This window comes from Cohnella sp. AR92 (assembly GCF_003990975.1).
GTDB lineage: Bacteria > Bacillota > Bacilli > Paenibacillales > Paenibacillaceae > Cohnella.
Map to the genome: position 1 here is coordinate 370,286 of NZ_RZJR01000002.1, position 16,700 is coordinate 386,985.

Genomic DNA, 16,700 nt, shown 5'->3' on the forward strand with positions numbered 1-16,700 from the left:
GAACAGGACAAATAAGCAAAAGTCGCGTAGCGGGGCTGTATCCCGTTCTATGCGGCTTTGATTTTACCAGTTGCTACGTCGTTTGCATATGGTGAACATACATATCTACCGTATGAGAACAGGTGGAAGTTGGTCGGACTCTGTGCTGGTTGATCAAAACCCTTGATATATAAGGGTTTTGTCGATGACTTATTGTACTATCGGTTTGATTGTTATTGGTTGTTGACGATGATCGTCAATAAGCCGTAAAGGTTCTACACAAAACAAAAATCCTCCGTTGGCTTGTTAGAGCAAGTCACGAAAAAGAGTTTTACTATCTGAGTTTTGTGTGCCGATAAGATACTACAAGTAGATTTTTGTTATCCAACTCGCTCACTTCCCAACATTAAAAGACTCTTTTTTGGGATGACGTTTTTTTACAGGTTCACTTTCGTTAATCTTGTTATCCTAAGTTTCTATTAACAACTTCAACGAACTTCCTTCTGTGGGGTCATTAGTACCAAGTAGACCACGAAAGGCACGGGCAAGAATCGCTTTTTTCATCCCTTCGATTTGATCAATGACATCAACAAGCTCTTTTATTTCATGTTCCTTAGAAAATAACTTATCAAGAATTAGAACTACTTCTTGCTGTTCAGGTATTGTTGGAATTGGCACTTTTAGTCTGGAAAGCTCTTTTTGGTTTATTTTTGGAAGAACTGATCTTGAACCAGCGGAGGATGCTTGCTCTAAGAATGCATCAGATAACATATAGTACCATAAATATTTAGTATCCTCTTTTGCTTCTATGGGATACATATCTGCACTACACAATCCATCAAAATCTACAAGCACTACTTTTGATAAATAAGGTCGTATCTTTGAATATAAAATTTGACCCTTATAGAATTTATGTTTTCCACTAGTTACTCCATCTTCTTTTATGGTGCGGTATTCTAATAATCTACCTGTTCTGCGTTCAATATTGTCTGGTGCAATATGCGGGCTATCCATGAATTCACTTGGATCAACTAAATTGCTTTTAATATCTGCTACTTGATCAAATGTCTTTTCTGACCAAGTATCCTTTCCAATGCCATGCTCTTCCCGCCATTTCCCAGTGAGCTCACCTGTAAAGGCTTTGTGAAGGATAGCGGCTTTACGTGTTTCAAAGCTATCTAAAGCACTTTGTGCCAGTTCCTCTGCCTGATCGAGCTTTGTAAACAGGCTTTCAATTCGGTCAACGATACGTTGTTGTTCTACGATTGAAGGAACAGGGATTGGGATCTTATTCATATTGTCTTGTGTCATTTTGGGTTGAGCACTACCAGTAACATAAGGAATAAGATCAATTGAGTTAATGTAGTAACATAAATAATCTAAGCTCATAATACTGCTCATTCCTAATACGTGTGCATGGTTGTTTACCCAGTACTTACCTTCAGCAATAAACGCTATTGGCTTACTCCTAGTAACAAGATTTGCTCCATCTTCTCCAATTAAAAGAAGTCGTTCATCGAATATGAAATCTTCAACCTTGTCAATTACTCCAGAAGCGCCGTAATAATCATACTTCTTCTCCATAGTTCCTCTTTGTGTCGTAGAAAGTGGAACTCTCTTAGAATCATAGTTAATAGTTATAGCCTTTAGCCTCGTCCAAATCCAATTCTCGGGCACCCCATACGGCTGTTCATCCTCAGGCAACAATGCCTGTTTCAACAACTCATCTGCCGATAAACTTTGCTTCTTACCCCTAGTCATTAGCGAATAACCTCCAATGACTTAAGTTCCTTCACGACGCTGAGGATCAAATCGACGGCTTCTTCAAGTTGCGCTACGACTTCTTCTCCACTTTCGATTGGATCTGGAAGATCATTGTAGTCCAATACGCTTTCATCACGAATAAGCCCTAGATCAAGGCTGTTGTTCTTCTCACGAATTTGCTCACGTTTGAACACATTCCAACGCTCATCCTGTACCTTGTGACGGTCTTCCGCAGTGTAAGCCGAAACAAACGCATCAAAATGTTCTGTCTTAAGCGGATTTGTCTTACCGAATGAAGGCATGTTGGTGCGCAAATCATAGATCCATACTTCTTTTGTATTGTCCTTATCGGACTTGCCGCGCGTAAAGAAGAGCACATTGGTCTTAACGCCCTGTGCGTAGAAGATACCAGTAGGCAGACGCAAGATCGTATGCAAATTACACTTGTCCATCAAGTCGTTACGAATGGATGCGCCATCACCGTCAGCAAACAACACGTTATCTGGAAGCACGACCGCCGCGCGGGCTTCATTGTTTGCCTTCAAGCTGCGATAAATATGCTGCAAGAAGTTCAACTGCTTATTCGACGTAGGATAGGTGAAGTCATCACGCGTTGCACGTTCACCGCCTTTTTTCGTGCCGAATGGCGGATTCGTGAGGACAACATCAAAGTCCTTCATTGTCTTCCCTTGATTAGACAACGTATCTCCAAGAGTAATAGGGCCTTCGATATCGTGTAGCATCGCATTCATCAAGGCCAATCGATGGGTTTCATGGACAAGCTCTGAGCCAGAAAAAGCAAATAACCGTTGGAAATCCTGATCCTCGAGATTTAGATCAAACAGATTGTTTGTATTATCCTTCACATAGCGATCCGCTGCGATCATGAAACCGAATGTGCCGCATGCAGGGTCATTACAGCGTTCGCCTGGTTGTGGATTAACAAGCTTCGTCATCACGTCGATCAAGACGCGTGGAGTGAAGTACTGGCCAGCACCAGACTTTTTCTCGTTTGCATTTTTCTCAAGTAAGCCCTCATACAGGTTGCCAAGACCTTCTTCTTTAGCCGAATACCAATCGAGCGCGTCAATCGAAGTAATGAGCTTCTCCAGGTTCTTCGGCTCATCGATATTCGAAGAAGCACCTGCATAAATCTCACGTACTCGACCATTGGTATCCTCGCCTAAGTGGTTGAGCAGCTCCTTATAGAATTTCTTAAGCTCAATGCCCTTTGGCTTAAGGAGTTGATCCCAACGGTATTGCTCTGGGATTTGCTCTTCTGTCTCGGTTTCTTTGGCCATCTTCAAGAACAGGATATAGGTAAGCTCCGTTACATATTGATGATACGTGATGCCGTCATCTCGGAGAACGTTACATAAGTTCCATAGTTTAGAAACGATCTCTTGGTTGTTCAAGCTGATTGTCCCCCGTCTTCAAATAAGTACTGATTCAACTCTGTAATAATGGTATCGAGTTGATCGTGGAATATCTTATTCATGCGATTATAGCCGCCTTGATTCTTGAATGCACCCGTGTTAAATAGATCACAGTCCAACAACGGCTCGTGCAACAATACCGTTTCAATTCTTCCAAGCCAATCCAGCTCCATTTTACTAAAGGAGTGCTTCTGCTTCAGTTTGGTAATCGCATGTTTCGTGCGTTCTGCTCGGCTAACGAGTGCAGATCCTAGCGCTTCCTTGCGAATAAAGCTAATGATGTCTGCTGTAATGTCCTCATTAGACAGCTGCTTCCATGCAGAATTCAACTGCTGTTCTGAAAACCCTTCGCGGTCCAACTCCAATCGCAGGCTCTTCAAGCTTTCCCGCGTAAGATCGCTTGGCTTAGTACAAACCACTTGGAGAGCGGCGATTTTGTTCATGTTGTTTGTAATGAATGCTTTGAACTCATCCAAGTAATCCCTTGGTTTTAAGCCTTTTCCATAACCACGATCATGAGAGACAAGCTCATCCTCTTTATTCGAAATCACCACAGCTCTTGGCCTACCTTTGCCGCCTTCATTCATGATATCAAACACTTTCCGATGTTCAAGTACGTAGGCTTTGGCTTGCTCTACTGGCATGTGTTTGACTTTCTCGATGAACTGGTCAGGCGTATCACCTTGCGCAATGTCTCTGAAATGAGCCATTACATCTTTCGTCATGTTCCGCTTCTTACGCTGCAGCTTGGCCACAATGAGATCAATTTGGTTTTGCAGCTGCTTCTCGGTCGGCAGAACATCAAGTCCATCCAGCAAATCATCAAATGAGGTAGAAGGTTGGATCACGACCTGTTTCATCGTATTAACATCCTCAAGCGATTCATATACGCCAACAGGATCGTAAATTTCAAAATGCGTCTTGCCGATCTCAGAGCAGAGACGGGTAGCACGACCCATCATCTGTTCAAAAAGGATACGTGACTTGGCCCTCCGCATAAACACAAGGGTAGTAATTTTAGGTACATCAATGCCTGTCGTTAAGAGATCAACCGTAACGACGATATTGGGATAGCGTTCATTCTTAAAGCGTTTGATCGCTTCCATGACTTTCTTAGGATTCCCACCGCCGATACTGCCTGTGATCTTCATGACCGCATCGTTGTCTACATCGTATGGCTCATAAATCTCTTTAAGCAGCTTCACGATAACATCGGCATGGCTATCATCAACGGCAAAAATCAGCGTCTTCGCGTCGCCTTCAGGATTTATGTCCTGAGCAATCTCAGCCAATACAGTGCGATTGAAATTCTCCGTGATAACCTGGCGGTTAAACTTCTCCACATCGAATTTTAACTCATCATCTAGCTCGCCACTATTTGTAATTTCTCCCGTTACAGGATCGTAAATCGGGACGACTTCACCTTTCTGATAGGTGATTCCATTTTTACTTAGTTTGGTGACAATCGTATGCGGCGCTTCATGGTCAACAAGATAGCCTTCTACTACTGCACGACGATACGTGTAATTGAACACAGGCTGACCAAAAATCTTCGTCGTTTGAATCGCTGGCGTTGCCGTCAAGCCAATTTTGACCGCATTGAAGTAGTCGATTACCGCGCTATACTTACTCATGTAATCTTCCTGATTACGATATAGCAGCTCATCGTCACTCATGTCCTTGTCTAAGATGTAGCCGCGATGCGCTTCATCTACGATAATAAGGTCATAGTCAGAAACAGCAGGAATGGTTTCACCCTCATTATAGAGTACACGTTTGACCAAGCTTTGTACCGTAGCGACATGCACCTTGGTCTCTCTATCAATGTCTTTGTCGTTGAGCTCCTTGATGTTGTAAATGTTATCTAGTGTCAAGAGTTCTTCGATTTTGACTTCCTTGAACACATCCTGCGCCTGTTCTCCAAGTGAAGTGCGGTCAACAAGGAACAAGATGCGCTGGAAACGACCAGATTTCAAGAAACGATACAACATCCCCAAAATCGTTCGCGTCTTACCTGTTCCCGTAGCCATCGATAGAAGTACTTTGTCCTGTCCATTGATAATGGCTTTTTCAGCTGCATCAATCGCTTCAATCTGGTATTCCCGAAGGTTGAGGCCATCTGGGTCACGCAGCAAATCATAAGGTATTGCACTCAGGGATTGATCGGCCATATCCGTATCTTTATTCAACAACTCTACAATGCCATCTGGACTCATCCATCCTTGAAGGGCTTTGGAGATATTCGATTGTTTACGTACATCGAGGAACCAGATCCCCGATTTTGTCTCAAGCTGCTTCAAGTACTTCCGACCATTTGTTGCAAATACAAAAGGTACTTTATACTGACTCCAATTACCCACTTGATAAGCTGCATGTTCTTCACTTACGGATTGTGCATATTCCTTGCACTGGTTATCGATTACGGATGGAATATCGGTGTACTGACGCTTCGCTTCAATAATACCAACCATTTGAAGCCCAACGAATAAAGCGTAATCGGCATAACCAGATTTACCGTTGGAGTTGCGTGTCGGCCATTCAGCGATGGCAATGTTACGACCTTTTTGCGGTCGAGTGCCTTTCGAATATCGTAAATGAACCGTATCTGCTTCCCATCCAACCTTACGTAACTGCTCGTCGATAATGTATCTCGTCTGCTCCTCAGAAAGTTGAAGCTGCTGGGCTGCACGACTTCCTCTTGAGGTACGTTCCTCAATGGTCATAGTTTGGGCAACTTTGGCTTTTTCAGCAAGCTGCGTCAGCTCTTCAATCTTGGCCTCTTTCTCGCGAAGAATGGCTTCGTAATCAACCTTCGCTTGAGACTTCTCAAGAGGCAATACAAAACGTTCGGGACTATATTGCCAATCACCATACGTTTGCATAAACCAAATGCATAGCTCATGGGTCATGCCCATTAAAACTTTACATTGTTCAAGCGAATCGTAGTTCGCATGAACAGCTTTATTCCGAGCCATGCGTAAGCTGTATAAGATATCGTCAATCTCGCGTGGTAGCAGTCCATTCCCCTTTAAAAGCTTAATACGATTAGCATGCGTATTGTCGTAACTTGGAGGTTGGATGCCATCGAACTGCATCATGAGATTGACGATCGTTTCGCCCAGTAATCCCAATTTGATTAAGCATGAATTTGGGTCCGAATATAGATATTCTTCTGCGGTTGCACCGATTTGAGCCAGTATCGGAAAGGTGCGTTCTAAGAATATAAAATTGTATTCCACTCTGATCCTCCTCATGCACAGATAAGTTGCATTTATCGGTTATCACATAGAACTAGAGCGATATGTCTTAAGCACTATTCCTATTTCGCTATAATGACTACAAGTTCCTTCAAACAGGAGAAGTGGAAAGTTATTACACTAGAATTATCCGAATACTTCCATCCCCCCCTACCATTCGACAATCCCCATCCTTCCCCTTTATTCCGACTTCATTCCCCCTCCTTGACGCCCCCCGCCCCGCCCCTCACAATAGGTAGAACTATACTGCTAGAGTAGGTGCTTGCCCGTGAGAAAAATAGCCGTGCTGATGATAGACGATGAGATTCTGGCCATGGAGCACATGAAGCGACTGGTCGATTGGGAGGCGCTTGGCTTCGAGGTGGCGGATTGCGTCACCAATCCGAAGAAAGCGCTATCAATTGCGGCGGAGCTCAAGCCGCAGTTGATTATCGCGGATATCCGCATGCCGATCATGAACGGCCTGGAGCTCGCCAAGCTTGTCCTGAAGGCAGGCCTGAATCCGCGGATCGTGCTGCTGACCTCCCATAAAGAATTCGAGTACGCCAAGGAAGCGATGAAGCTCGGAATCTCCGATTATTGGGTGAAGCACGAGATCGATTCGGCCAGCCTGACGCAGGAGCTTCTCCGTCTGCGCGAGGAGATGCGCAGCGCGTCCGATCTTCAGGACGCCGTTCGCCGCCAGCTTCTCGGAGACCTGCTGACCCGGGGAACGATCTCTCCCGAGCAGTGGAAGACGATCGCCGGATCGAAGGCCGATGGCGAGACGCTAAGGCTTGTCGCGCTGCGCGCCGATAAGCCATTCCCCGTTCTTGCCGAAGCCAACTCGCAGAAGGCACTCCCCATTCCAACCGACTTGTACCCTCTCCTCGACTTCGAGGACGAGTTCCTCTCCCACATCGGTTTCGTCGCCATCGGCGAAACGCTCTGCGTCGTCCTGCAAGAAGGCGGCGTCAGCGCCGGGCGCAAGCGGGAGCGGCTGCTTGCGGCGACCGAGCAGCTTCGGGAACGATTCCAGCAAGCAAACAACCGCCCGGCATGCGCGGTCGTCTCTGCCGAGCTTCGGGATTGGAGATCGCTTCCCGAGCAGTACGCGGAAGCTTCCCGATGGCTGGAGCGATCCGTCTTCTTCGGCAAGCGGTACACGGTCTTCCTGGAGAACGAGCCCTTCCCCTCGGACGGCAATAAGCTCCTCTGGGAGCCTTCCGTTGCCGACTTGGAGCAAGCCGCCAGAGCGCGAGACAACGCCGCTATCGGCCCTATCCTAACGTCCTTATTCGCTCTGGCTATCCAAGAGCAGGACCCTGTCGGCCTTGCCGAGTGCTGCCGCCAGCTGGCGATTCTCTTGAATCGCCTACGCGCCGTTTCCGGACTCGACTCCTTGGACCGCATGCAGCGGAACGAGCGGCTCGCCGATCCTTCTTCTTGGACTCGCGTAGAAGGAATCCGCGATTGGTTCCTGCAGCAATTCGAGCAGATTCTAGCCGAACAAATGTCGTCTCCCTCCTATTCCCGCAAGGTCAGGCAAGCGCTGGATTACATTCGCGACCATTACGCCGAGGAATTGACGGCCGACGCGATCGCGGAGAAGCTTGGCATCAGCCGGGACCATCTGCGTCATCTGTTCAAGGAGGAGACCGGCCAGACCGTCCTCGACACGCTGACCCAAGTCCGCATGGAGCAAGCCAAGAAGCTCCTAAGGGACGGCAGTCTCAGAATCTACGAGATCGCGGAGCGAGTCGGCTACCGGAACAGCCAGTACTTCAGCCAGGTGTTCCGCAAGCAGGTCGGCATGACCCCGCTGGAATACGTCGAGAGGCGGGAATCGCGGCCATGAGAGTCAAGATTCGAACCAAGATCATCGCCAGCACGCTGCTCGTGATCTCCGTGTCGCTGCTCCTTAGCGGCTTCCTCACCTACGATTACGCGACGGGCATCATTCGCGACCAGTCGATCAAGGACAGCAAGACGAAGCTGGCACAGATCTCCTCCCAGCTGAAGAGATTGCAGGATCAGGTCATCAAGACGGCGGAATATATCGTCTCGGACGAGGAGATCCGCGGACTTGTCTACGATCCTCCCAACCGCAGCTATGAAGAGAACTACTTCCGCAAGGCGACGGTCCAGGAGAAGCTGAAGCGGTTCACCGCGCTGAACGACTTCATCCTGAACGCGATGATCGTCCGGCCGGACGGCGAGACGTTCTCCAACAACTCCGGCTATGAGGACTACTTCGCGGACTATCTGAAGCAGCCGTGGTTCGAGAAGCAGAAGACGATGCGAAGCGGCTTCTCGGAGCCCCACCCTTTCTTCTTCCTGAGCGGCAACCGGCAGACGGTCAGCTACGTGCTGAAGTACCGCCCGATCGGCATGAACGAGACGAGCGACAGCTACCTGATCCTCGACTTCGCTTATTCCGAGATCGACGAGGCGTTCGCGCAGAGCTCCGGCGACTTCGCGCAGATCGAGCTGATCTCCGGCTCGGGCGGCGTTCTATTCCGCTCGCCGGCGGAACGGTCGGCCGAGCAGGACGCCTTCCTGAAGCAGGCCGTCGACGAAGGCAATTACTACCTCGAGGACCGAGACCGGATCGTTCTCGTCAACGATTCGATGGCCCAAGGCTGGATGCAGATCGCGATGCTGTCCAAGTCCGCTTTGTTCGCCAAGATCGGCAATATTTTCTACTACTACATCGCCATGATCGGTATCGGCTTCCTGATCAGTCTCGTGATCATGCTGCCGATCATTCTCAACATGACCAAGCCGTTGTCCCGGCTGACGAACGCCATGAAGCGCGTCTCCGTCGGGGATCTTCAGACCAGCGTCGCGATTCGCAGCCGAGACGAGCTCGAGATTCTCGGGAACGGATTTAACCGAATGGTCGCAGATCTGCGCATGAACATGGAGAGCTCGATCCGCAGCGAGGAGCTGAAGCGGAGAATGCAGATCGACCTGCTGATGGCGCAGATCAATCCGCATTTTATCTACAACACGCTGAACACGGTCATTTACCTCTGCCATGCGGAACGCAACCGGCAGGCGATCGAGATGACCCAAGCGCTGATCGCCATCCTTCAGGACACGGTTAAAACCGGAGAAGGAGCCGTATTCGCCTCCTTGGAAGAAGAGCGCCGGATCGTCGATCGGTATGCGGACATCCAGCAGACGCGCTATCCCGGCACCTTCGAGCTTCACTGGCAGATCGAGGCGGGCTTGAGCGACGCCGTCATTCCGCGCATGATCCTTCAGCCGCTTGTCGAGAACGCGATTATTCACGGCCTCTTCCCGGCCGATCGCGAGGACGGCCGCATCACGATCCGTGCTTATCTGGGCACGCCCTATCTGCTGGTCCTCGAGGTCGAAGACAACGGCGCGGGCCTCCAAACGGCAGACGAGCACGATAACGAGCAAGAGGTCGGATCCAACGACGTTCCCGAACTCGACTCCGCATCGGACAAGACCGGCAACGGGGAACGCACCCGGGGGATCGGGCTTGCGAACGTTCGCGAGCGGATCCGTTACCATTACGGGGAGTCGTACGGGCTCGCGATCGGCAACGCGGACGCCCAAGGGGCTCTCGTCACGATCCGGATTCCGTACCGCCCCGGCAATCTTGCTTAGAATTCAAACGTCGACCGCCGGATTTTATACAAAATAACCGTTTTGGCTCGTTTTGCCCGCGCGAAAGCGCTGTTACGATTATAGATAGAAAGCGCTTTCCACATAGAAGAGGAGGGTTTCACTTGGCACAAGTCACCATGAAAAAATGGGTATCCGCCGCTTCCGCGACCGTCGTGCTCGCCGGTCTGCTCACCGCCTGCGGCGGCAATAACAACAACGGCAATTCGGCGGCTTCCCCGTCGTCGCCCGCGGCATCCGGAACGGCAAGCAGCTCCGCAAGCGCGAATCCGGCGGACCTGAAGGGAACCGTCAAGATCTGGGACTGGGATGAGACGTTCCAGAAGGGAATGATTCCGGAATTCAACAAGAAGTACCCGAACATCAAGGTCGAAGTGACGGTCGTCAACCCGAACGATTACCTGCAGAAGCTGCAGAGCGGCATCGCTTCCGGCTCGGACGTTCCGGATATCATCCTCGGCGAGATGGCCTACCGCGGCAAGCTGTTCGATCTCGACGTGCTCGATAATTTGGAAGCGGCTCCATACAACTTCAACCGCAGCGAGCTGCTCGACTACCTCCCTCCGCTGCTCAGCAACCCGAAGGGCGAGCTGGTCGGGGTCGACCAAGCGATTACGCCGGCAGGCTTGGCCTTCCGCCGCGACCTCGCGAAGGAATACCTCGGCACCGACGATCCGGCCGAGCTGGAGAAGCTGCTGTCGGATTGGAACGCCTTCATCGAGAAGGGCAAGGAAGTCAAGGACAAGAGCGGCGGCAAGGTGCTCATGTTCCCGGGACTCGGCGACGCCTTCCTCGTGCTGCGCGGCCAGAACGCGGACTCTTACATCGACGGCAAGAACATCAACCTGACCGGGAAAATGCAAAAACCGGTCGAGACGCTGTTCAAGATGCGCGACGCGGGCATTCTCGGCAAGAACGAGCTGTGGACGCCGGCCTGGGCTTCCTCGATGGCGAAGGGAGAGTTCCTGTTCTACCCGATGGCGCCGTGGGGACCGAAGTGGCACATCTCCGCCAACGACACGGAAGGCAAGGGCCGTTGGGGCCTCGTCAAGGCGCCGGAAGGCAGCTTCACGCGCGGCGGCACCTCGGTCAGCATCTACAAGGACAGCAAGGTGAAGGAAGCGGCTTGGGCGTACATTCAGTTCGCTTATCTGTCCGACGACGGCGGCCTGTTCAACTTCAAGACGTTCGGCAACATGCCGGGAGTCAAGTCGTTCTACGAGAAGAATCCGCAGGTGCTGACGGAAGCGGGAGCTTACGACGAGTTCTTCGGCGGCCAGAACCTAGCGAAGTACTTCATGGAGAACATCGCTCCGGGAGTCAAGGGCGAGCCGCAGACGAAGTACGACTCCATCGTGGACGGCGTGTTCAACTCCTTGTACCCGCTCTGGACGAAGGACACGTCGATCGACGCGAGCTCGGCGCTTAAGAAGTTCGTTACCGAAGTACAGAACAAGGCTTCCGACGCCACCGTGAAATAAAGCATAAAGAAGAGGGATGCCGATGCAAGCGAAGCAAACCGCCCGGACATCTTCCGGCGCATTCGGCGGACGGAGATGGGGGCCACGCGTGTGGCCCTATCTTTTCGCCCTGCCGTTCGTGCTGGCGTACGCGGCTTTTCAACTCTACCCTGTCGTCTATTCCTTTATCCTAAGCCTTCATGATTGGAACGGCATCGGGGCCAAGACGTATATCGGCTTCCGGAATTACGTCGACCTGGTGACGAAGGATCCGCTGTTCTTCAAGTCGCTCTCGAACACGCTGATCATGATGCTGATGTCCATTCCGGCCACCTTGATCATCGGGGTGCTGCTCGCCTACTGGACGTTCCAGCTGAACAAGGGGCGCAAGCTGTTCCAGACGGTCAACTTCCTCCCCTACATCACGACTCCCGTCGCGATCGGCTTTATTTTCTCCTACCTGTTCGATTGGCAGACCGGTCTCATCAACCTCGTGCTCGTCAAGTTCGGCTGGGTGAATGAGGGCATCTACTGGCTCCAAGGGGAATGGACGTCCCGCATGATCATCTCCCTGATGGTCGTCTGGCGCAATCTGGGCTACTTCATGGTCATCTACATCGCGGGCATGACGGCGATTCCGCAGGACGTATACGAAGCTGCGAAAATCGACGGCTCGACCGGCTTCCACACGTTTACCCGAATCACGATGCCGCTATTGCGCAACATTACCGTTTTCCTCGTGGTCACCTCCGTTATTAATGGGCTGCAGCTGTTCGACGAGCCTAAGCTGCTGTACGGCGGCTGGTCCGGCTCGGCGCAGGTCGGCGGTCCCGACAACACGGCGCTCACGGTCATCTGGAAGTTCGTCGACGATTCGTTCATCTCCAACACGAGATTCGGCTACTCGTCCGCGATCGCTTACTCGCTGTTCGTCCTGATCGTCCTGTTCTCCATCATCAGCTACAAAATCACCGCGCCGAAGGAGGACAGACGATGAGAGCGTTAAAGTGGATCTGCCTGATCGTCCTGTCGGTGCTGTCGCTCTTCCCGTTCTACATCATGCTGGTGATGGGAACGCATTACAACGAAGACCTGTTCAAGGGCATCCCGCTCCTCCCGGGCTCCTATGCCGCCGAGAACCTGAAGACGGTATTCGAATCCAACTTCGCCCGCGTCTACGGCAACAGCCTGCTCGTCTCGGTCGGCGGCGTCGTCCTCGCTCTATTAACGAGCACGATGATCGGCTACGCGGTCGCCAAGTTCGACTTCCGCGGCCGCCGGGCGCTGCAATGGTTCGTCGTCGTGACGATGATGGTTCCGACGCAGGTCGGCCTTATCGGGTACATCATCGAGATGCGCCAGCTCGGCTTCGGCAACACGCTGTGGCCGGTCATCCTGACCTGGGCGGCGTTCCCGTTCGGAGCGTTCTTCATGATCCAGTTCATGCGCGATTCCGTTCCGAACGACCTGCTCGAGTGTGCGCGGATCGACGGCTGCTCGGAGCCCGGCATCCTGCTGAGGGTCGTGCTGCCGATCATTAAGCCGGGGCTCGCCACGCTGTCCACGCTCGTTTTCATCTGGTCGTGGAACAACTACCTGCTCCCGCTCGTGACGATCAATAATTCGCACTGGTACACGCTGCCCGTGTTCATCTCGAACCTCGGCATCGTCCACCGCACGGACTACGCCGCCCGGATGGCCGCGCTCGCCATGACGACGGTCCCGCTGCTGATCCTGTTCCTGCTCGGCTCCCGCACCTTCATGAAGGGCATGACTGCAGGCGCGGTGAAAGGGTAAGAGTCATACGTTTAAAGGTTCTTGACGTCATCGACGGCAAGGAAAAGCCGATGAAGCTTCTGCTTAAGAGCAGCGGCCTCATCGGCTTTTTGGGTGTCTTCTTGGCCGGTCATAGCCCTTTATCGGCTTGCTTCTCCCGTTCTGTGCTCTTCTTTTGGATAAAATCCAAATCCTTCGTAAGATCCAACAGCTTCGCTCGTTCTCTCCTATTGAGTTCTTCCAATGTTAGACTCTCCGGCCGAAAGACAGCATGGAGCACGGATTTCTTCTTTTTCATCAAAATCACTCCATCTCTTCATTCTCCTATCTTGATCCTATTCCGGAACAAAAAGAAAAAGCCCACCGATTAGGTGGACTCCTTGTTTATTAGGAATTAGCTAACATTTTGTATGCTTTCTTAAGAGCGGCTTCTTCTTCTAGATTGCGGACGAGTTCTCTCTGCTTGGCCAATTGCGCTTTAACTTCAACGATTAACACTTCCGTATCTTCCGAATCGGTTTGTCGAATTACTAGGAAATCATGCTTCCACTTCTCTAACCGCGCTCGTTCCATTTCATTAAGTTGAAGCAGGGTTGTAAGTTCAGACTTCGGCATGATCATCGACTCCTTTCCGGGCAGGAAGATAATTCATTTGGAAGAGATGTTTTAATAGCGCTTCGATTAATCGCGAGAAATCTCTTGTCCTAATTATATCATGGATCCTATCGTCTTCAACATGCAGATTGAATATCCACCAGTGCCCCTGAATCCTCACACGGTATGCGGCGTCATAACAGGCTGGCCTGTCGCGAATGGGACTAACGATATTATTCTTGCTATCCTTGAATAGTCGGATCATTGAAGTTCCCGCAAAGCTTCTATCATATAAATCAACGATTTCGGGTGCCTCTCCTATTCCGCTCTTGCTGTCCAACAAGAACTTGCGATCGCCCGCTAACTTATAAAGACTATACCCGCTGCCCAAGAATCGAAGATCTCCCAGATCTAAGCTTACCGGAGACAAGGTTCCCTCGAGGAAACCCAGAGACCATAGAAAGCACTTCGTTAAGATCTCGTTGCGAGTTAGCGAACCATCAAGAGCGGCGACGATCTCCTGAATTCTATTCTGCAATTTTTCGTTATCGGTCTCCAAGGCAATCGTCTTCTCTACCAACCGTTCCGTCATATTTAAGGTTTCTTTGGATGTCATAATGCGGCCTTGTTCCACTAATAAATAATCCCGTTCTAACTTCTCGTAAAATTCTTGATGCGTAAATCCGCTATTCGTTATGTAAGTAAGAAAAGTATTGTACTCGATGGGGCGTTTATTCTGGTAGGCGTTAATATTAAAGAAAGGATCGCCCGGACTTATAAACCTGCTGCTGTAATTGATATAGCTATATAGAATGCCGATCAGCGGGAGCCCGATTGAAAAATAGATCTTTAATGCAGTCGATGCCGCGTCGCCTGGAATGAAGTGAATTCCTATCCCGGCTAGAGTACCCGTCAAACCGTTTAGAACAAACGTAAGTTTAGCGAGCAGCGCATCCTTCTTTTCATTAATAGGAGCCTTGAATTTGAGGATACCGCCGATAATTGATCGCCATACCAGCTTGCCTTTCCACTTCTTCTCCTTATCGGGGGCTGTTTGCATTCGGATATACTCGTCCCTCAGAGGCCTTAACAGCTTATCCAAATCGGCGGAAACCCTCTTATATGTACGCAAATCTTGGAAAGCTTCTAATTGCATCCGGTCCACCTTCTGTATCGATAGTTATTCCGTCTAACAATATTCGATTTTTTACAACAAATTCCTGCCCTTACGAGAAACTCCTTTTGCCACACGCAAAAAAAGAACAGCCCCGATTCGGAACCGTTCTCCCTTGTTTCGATAAGGAAACCATATTCACGCCTTACTTCTGAGAGTGAGCTTCTACCGAAGACAGAGCCTCATCCGTGATCCTCGCAATGTCGATCGGAGACTTGGACCCTTCGCTCACCATGTCGGGCAGGATACGGTCCAGAAAATAATCCACGCAGTGCAGCTTGATCCCCTTGATCTTGATGAGAGCCGTGCGATACATGATCACGAATTCCTTCTCGGCGTTGCCGCGCTGCAGCTCGCCGAACGCCTCGTAGATCTGGTCCAGCTTATCGGCGACCTCAAGGATAAGCCCTTCGACCGTATCGTCCTTCCCTTCGCGCAGCTGCCGGCGGAAGATGGCCTTGAACTCCTCCGGGATGTTCTCGTCGATGAAGTGGGCGACCATCCCCTCCTCCACCTGCTGAAGCATCGCCCGAAGCTCAAGCGAGTAATGCTTCACGGGCGTCTTGATGTCTCCGATGAAGATCTCTCCGTAATCATGGCTGCTCGTGATCTCGTACAGCTTCTTCCAATCCACGGCGACGCCGTTGCTCTCCTCGATATCCGCGAGCGTCTTCGCATATTGCACGACCTTCCACGAATGAGCCGAGACGCTGTGCTCTTGGAACTTGAACTTGCCCGGGCAGCGGATGATGCGCTCCAGATCGTTCAGCGATTGAAAGTACGTGTGGATGCCCATAAGCCGATTCCCTTTCTTCGTTGGAGTGGAAGTTGAATAAGTTGCCGTAAGAAAAGGATACGCTCCGATTGTTAAGGGACGATAAACAGATGCTGGCCGCGGACCCCCTGGATCACTTCGTTGCGTCGGCCCCGCCCTGCTTCGATTCCTTCAATTGATAATAGAGAGATCCATCCGGCTGAAGCTCGGCATAATAGACCTTCTCCGGGGCAACTCCCGACAACTTCTTGCTCAGCCACTGGCGGCTCAAGCCGAGCTCCCTCAGGTTCCTCTCGACGACTCTCCCGTCGCAGACGATCTCCGACGGCATATATTGGGACTTCAAGCTCGGAATAGCCAGGTCTTGCTTCGTCGGCGTCTCCAGTTCCGGCTTCTTCAGCACGCTAAGCTGGCCGTTCGGTTCGAGCACCGCATAATCGACGCCCGTGATCTTGAAGACTCCGTGCTCCCGCAGCAGCATGCTCAGATCGTCGAGATTCAGCCTCGTGCGCTTCATGGCCTCCTCCGACAGCCTCCCGTGCTTGATGATGACGGTCGGCTGGTCGTCGACCACGACTCGCACTTTCACGGATCGAAGGCTTAGATAACCGACGGCGATCGCAAGCAGAGACCACCAGACGATGCTGATCAATCCATTGAAGTACGGGACTTCCTTCTGACTGGCGATGTTGCCCGCGATGTTGCCGATCGTGACCCCCGTAATGTAATTAAAAAAAGTTAAATGGCTCATTTGCTTCTTACCCAGGATCCGCGTCATGATCAGCAAGACGGCGAACACTCCGGTGGTCCGCAGCGTAATCTCCAGCCAATCGACGTCTCCCATAT

13 protein-coding genes are annotated in these 16,700 nt (G+C 50.8%); 5 read left to right on the forward strand and 8 right to left on the reverse strand.

Annotation, left to right across the window (positions count from 1 at the left end):
* Nucleotides 1–447 precede the first annotated feature (447 nt).
* From ELR57_RS04020 to hsdR, 3 genes are read right to left on the reverse strand one after another with little or no spacing between them, the layout of a single operon-like run.
* Entirely contained in the window at nucleotides 448–1,740 is a 1,293-nt protein-coding gene (locus ELR57_RS04020) for a restriction endonuclease subunit S (RefSeq protein ID WP_126957498.1), read from the reverse strand.
* Nucleotides 1,740–3,158 (reverse strand): type I restriction-modification system subunit M, encoded by a 1,419-nt coding sequence (locus ELR57_RS04025; RefSeq protein WP_126957500.1) that lies wholly within the window; start codon nucleotides 3,156–3,158, stop codon nucleotides 1,740–1,742. Before ELR57_RS04025 ends, ELR57_RS04020 begins: the two co-directional genes overlap by 1 nt.
* A complete protein-coding gene (gene hsdR, locus ELR57_RS04030) occupies nucleotides 3,155–6,418 on the reverse strand; it encodes a type I restriction-modification system endonuclease (protein ID WP_126957502.1) in 3,264 nt (1,087 codons plus the stop codon). The genes ELR57_RS04025 and hsdR overlap by 4 nt, the downstream gene beginning before the upstream one ends.
* 286 nt (nucleotides 6,419–6,704) lie before the next feature.
* Here hsdR and ELR57_RS04035 point away from each other — a divergent pair, with 286 nt between their 5' ends.
* From ELR57_RS04035 to ELR57_RS04055, 5 genes are all read left to right on the forward strand, one after another.
* Nucleotides 6,705–8,273 (forward strand): helix-turn-helix domain-containing protein, encoded by a 1,569-nt coding sequence (locus ELR57_RS04035; RefSeq protein WP_126957504.1) that lies wholly within the window; start codon nucleotides 6,705–6,707, stop codon nucleotides 8,271–8,273.
* Nucleotides 8,270–10,057 carry a sensor histidine kinase gene (locus tag ELR57_RS04040; RefSeq protein WP_126957506.1) on the forward strand — a complete coding sequence of 596 codons (1,788 nt, stop codon included), beginning with the start codon at nucleotides 8,270–8,272 and terminating at the stop codon, nucleotides 10,055–10,057. Before ELR57_RS04035 ends, ELR57_RS04040 begins: the two co-directional genes overlap by 4 nt.
* 122 nt (nucleotides 10,058–10,179) lie before the next feature.
* Complete coding sequence (locus tag ELR57_RS04045; protein ID WP_238162392.1) at nucleotides 10,180–11,556, forward strand: ABC transporter substrate-binding protein; 1,377 nt, start codon at nucleotides 10,180–10,182, stop codon at nucleotides 11,554–11,556.
* Between the two features lie 22 nt (nucleotides 11,557–11,578).
* Nucleotides 11,579–12,532 (forward strand): carbohydrate ABC transporter permease, encoded by a 954-nt coding sequence (locus ELR57_RS04050; RefSeq protein ID WP_126957508.1) that lies wholly within the window; start codon nucleotides 11,579–11,581, stop codon nucleotides 12,530–12,532.
* Nucleotides 12,529–13,332 carry a carbohydrate ABC transporter permease gene (locus ELR57_RS04055; RefSeq protein ID WP_126957510.1) on the forward strand — a complete coding sequence of 268 codons (804 nt, stop codon included), beginning with the start codon at nucleotides 12,529–12,531 and terminating at the stop codon, nucleotides 13,330–13,332. Before ELR57_RS04050 ends, ELR57_RS04055 begins: the two co-directional genes overlap by 4 nt.
* Before the next feature lie 109 nt (nucleotides 13,333–13,441).
* Here the strand turns inward: ELR57_RS04055 and ELR57_RS27790 are convergent, their stop codons facing one another.
* From ELR57_RS27790 to ELR57_RS04075, 5 genes are all read right to left on the reverse strand, one after another.
* Complete coding sequence (locus ELR57_RS27790; protein WP_158629927.1) at nucleotides 13,442–13,609, reverse strand: hypothetical protein; 168 nt, start codon at nucleotides 13,607–13,609, stop codon at nucleotides 13,442–13,444.
* Between the two features lie 89 nt (nucleotides 13,610–13,698).
* On the reverse strand, nucleotides 13,699–13,926 hold the full coding sequence (locus tag ELR57_RS04060; protein ID WP_126957512.1) for a hypothetical protein: 228 nt from the start codon (nucleotides 13,924–13,926) through the stop codon (nucleotides 13,699–13,701).
* The gene (locus tag ELR57_RS04065; RefSeq protein WP_126957514.1) at nucleotides 13,913–15,061 is read right to left on the reverse strand and encodes a hypothetical protein; all 1,149 of its coding nucleotides are present in this window, start codon (nucleotides 15,059–15,061) and stop codon (nucleotides 13,913–13,915) included. The genes ELR57_RS04060 and ELR57_RS04065 overlap by 14 nt, the downstream gene beginning before the upstream one ends.
* Nucleotides 15,062–15,224: 163 nt before the next feature.
* Nucleotides 15,225–15,875, reverse strand: a complete 651-nt coding sequence (locus tag ELR57_RS04070) for a YfbR-like 5'-deoxynucleotidase (protein ID WP_126957516.1) — start codon at nucleotides 15,873–15,875, stop codon at nucleotides 15,225–15,227.
* A gap of 112 nt (nucleotides 15,876–15,987) precedes the next feature.
* A complete protein-coding gene (locus ELR57_RS04075; protein ID WP_126957518.1) occupies nucleotides 15,988–16,698 on the reverse strand; it encodes a DUF421 domain-containing protein in 711 nt (236 codons plus the stop codon).
* Between the last annotated feature and the right edge of the window lie 2 nt (nucleotides 16,699–16,700).

What these genes read in the sequence shown, in the direction of transcription:
- ELR57_RS04040 (WP_126957506.1), top strand. Translation starts at nt 8,270, where the DNA reads ATGAGAGTCAAGATTCGAACCAAGATCATCGCCAGCACGCTGCTCGTG.
- ELR57_RS27790 (WP_158629927.1), bottom strand. Translation starts at nt 13,609, where the DNA reads ATGAAAAAGAAGAAATCCGTGCTCCATGCTGTCTTTCGGCCGGAGAGT.
- ELR57_RS04050 (WP_126957508.1), top strand. Translation starts at nt 11,579, where the DNA reads ATGCAAGCGAAGCAAACCGCCCGGACATCTTCCGGCGCATTCGGCGGA.
- ELR57_RS04065 (WP_126957514.1), bottom strand. Translation starts at nt 15,061, where the DNA reads ATGCAATTAGAAGCTTTCCAAGATTTGCGTACATATAAGAGGGTTTCC.
- ELR57_RS04020 (WP_126957498.1), bottom strand. Translation starts at nt 1,740, where the DNA reads ATGACTAGGGGTAAGAAGCAAAGTTTATCGGCAGATGAGTTGTTGAAA.
- ELR57_RS04070 (WP_126957516.1), bottom strand. Translation starts at nt 15,875, where the DNA reads ATGGGCATCCACACGTACTTTCAATCGCTGAACGATCTGGAGCGCATC.
- ELR57_RS04055 (WP_126957510.1), top strand. Translation starts at nt 12,529, where the DNA reads ATGAGAGCGTTAAAGTGGATCTGCCTGATCGTCCTGTCGGTGCTGTCG.
- ELR57_RS04075 (WP_126957518.1), bottom strand. Translation starts at nt 16,698, where the DNA reads ATGGGAGACGTCGATTGGCTGGAGATTACGCTGCGGACCACCGGAGTG.
- ELR57_RS04060 (WP_126957512.1), bottom strand. Translation starts at nt 13,926, where the DNA reads ATGCCGAAGTCTGAACTTACAACCCTGCTTCAACTTAATGAAATGGAA.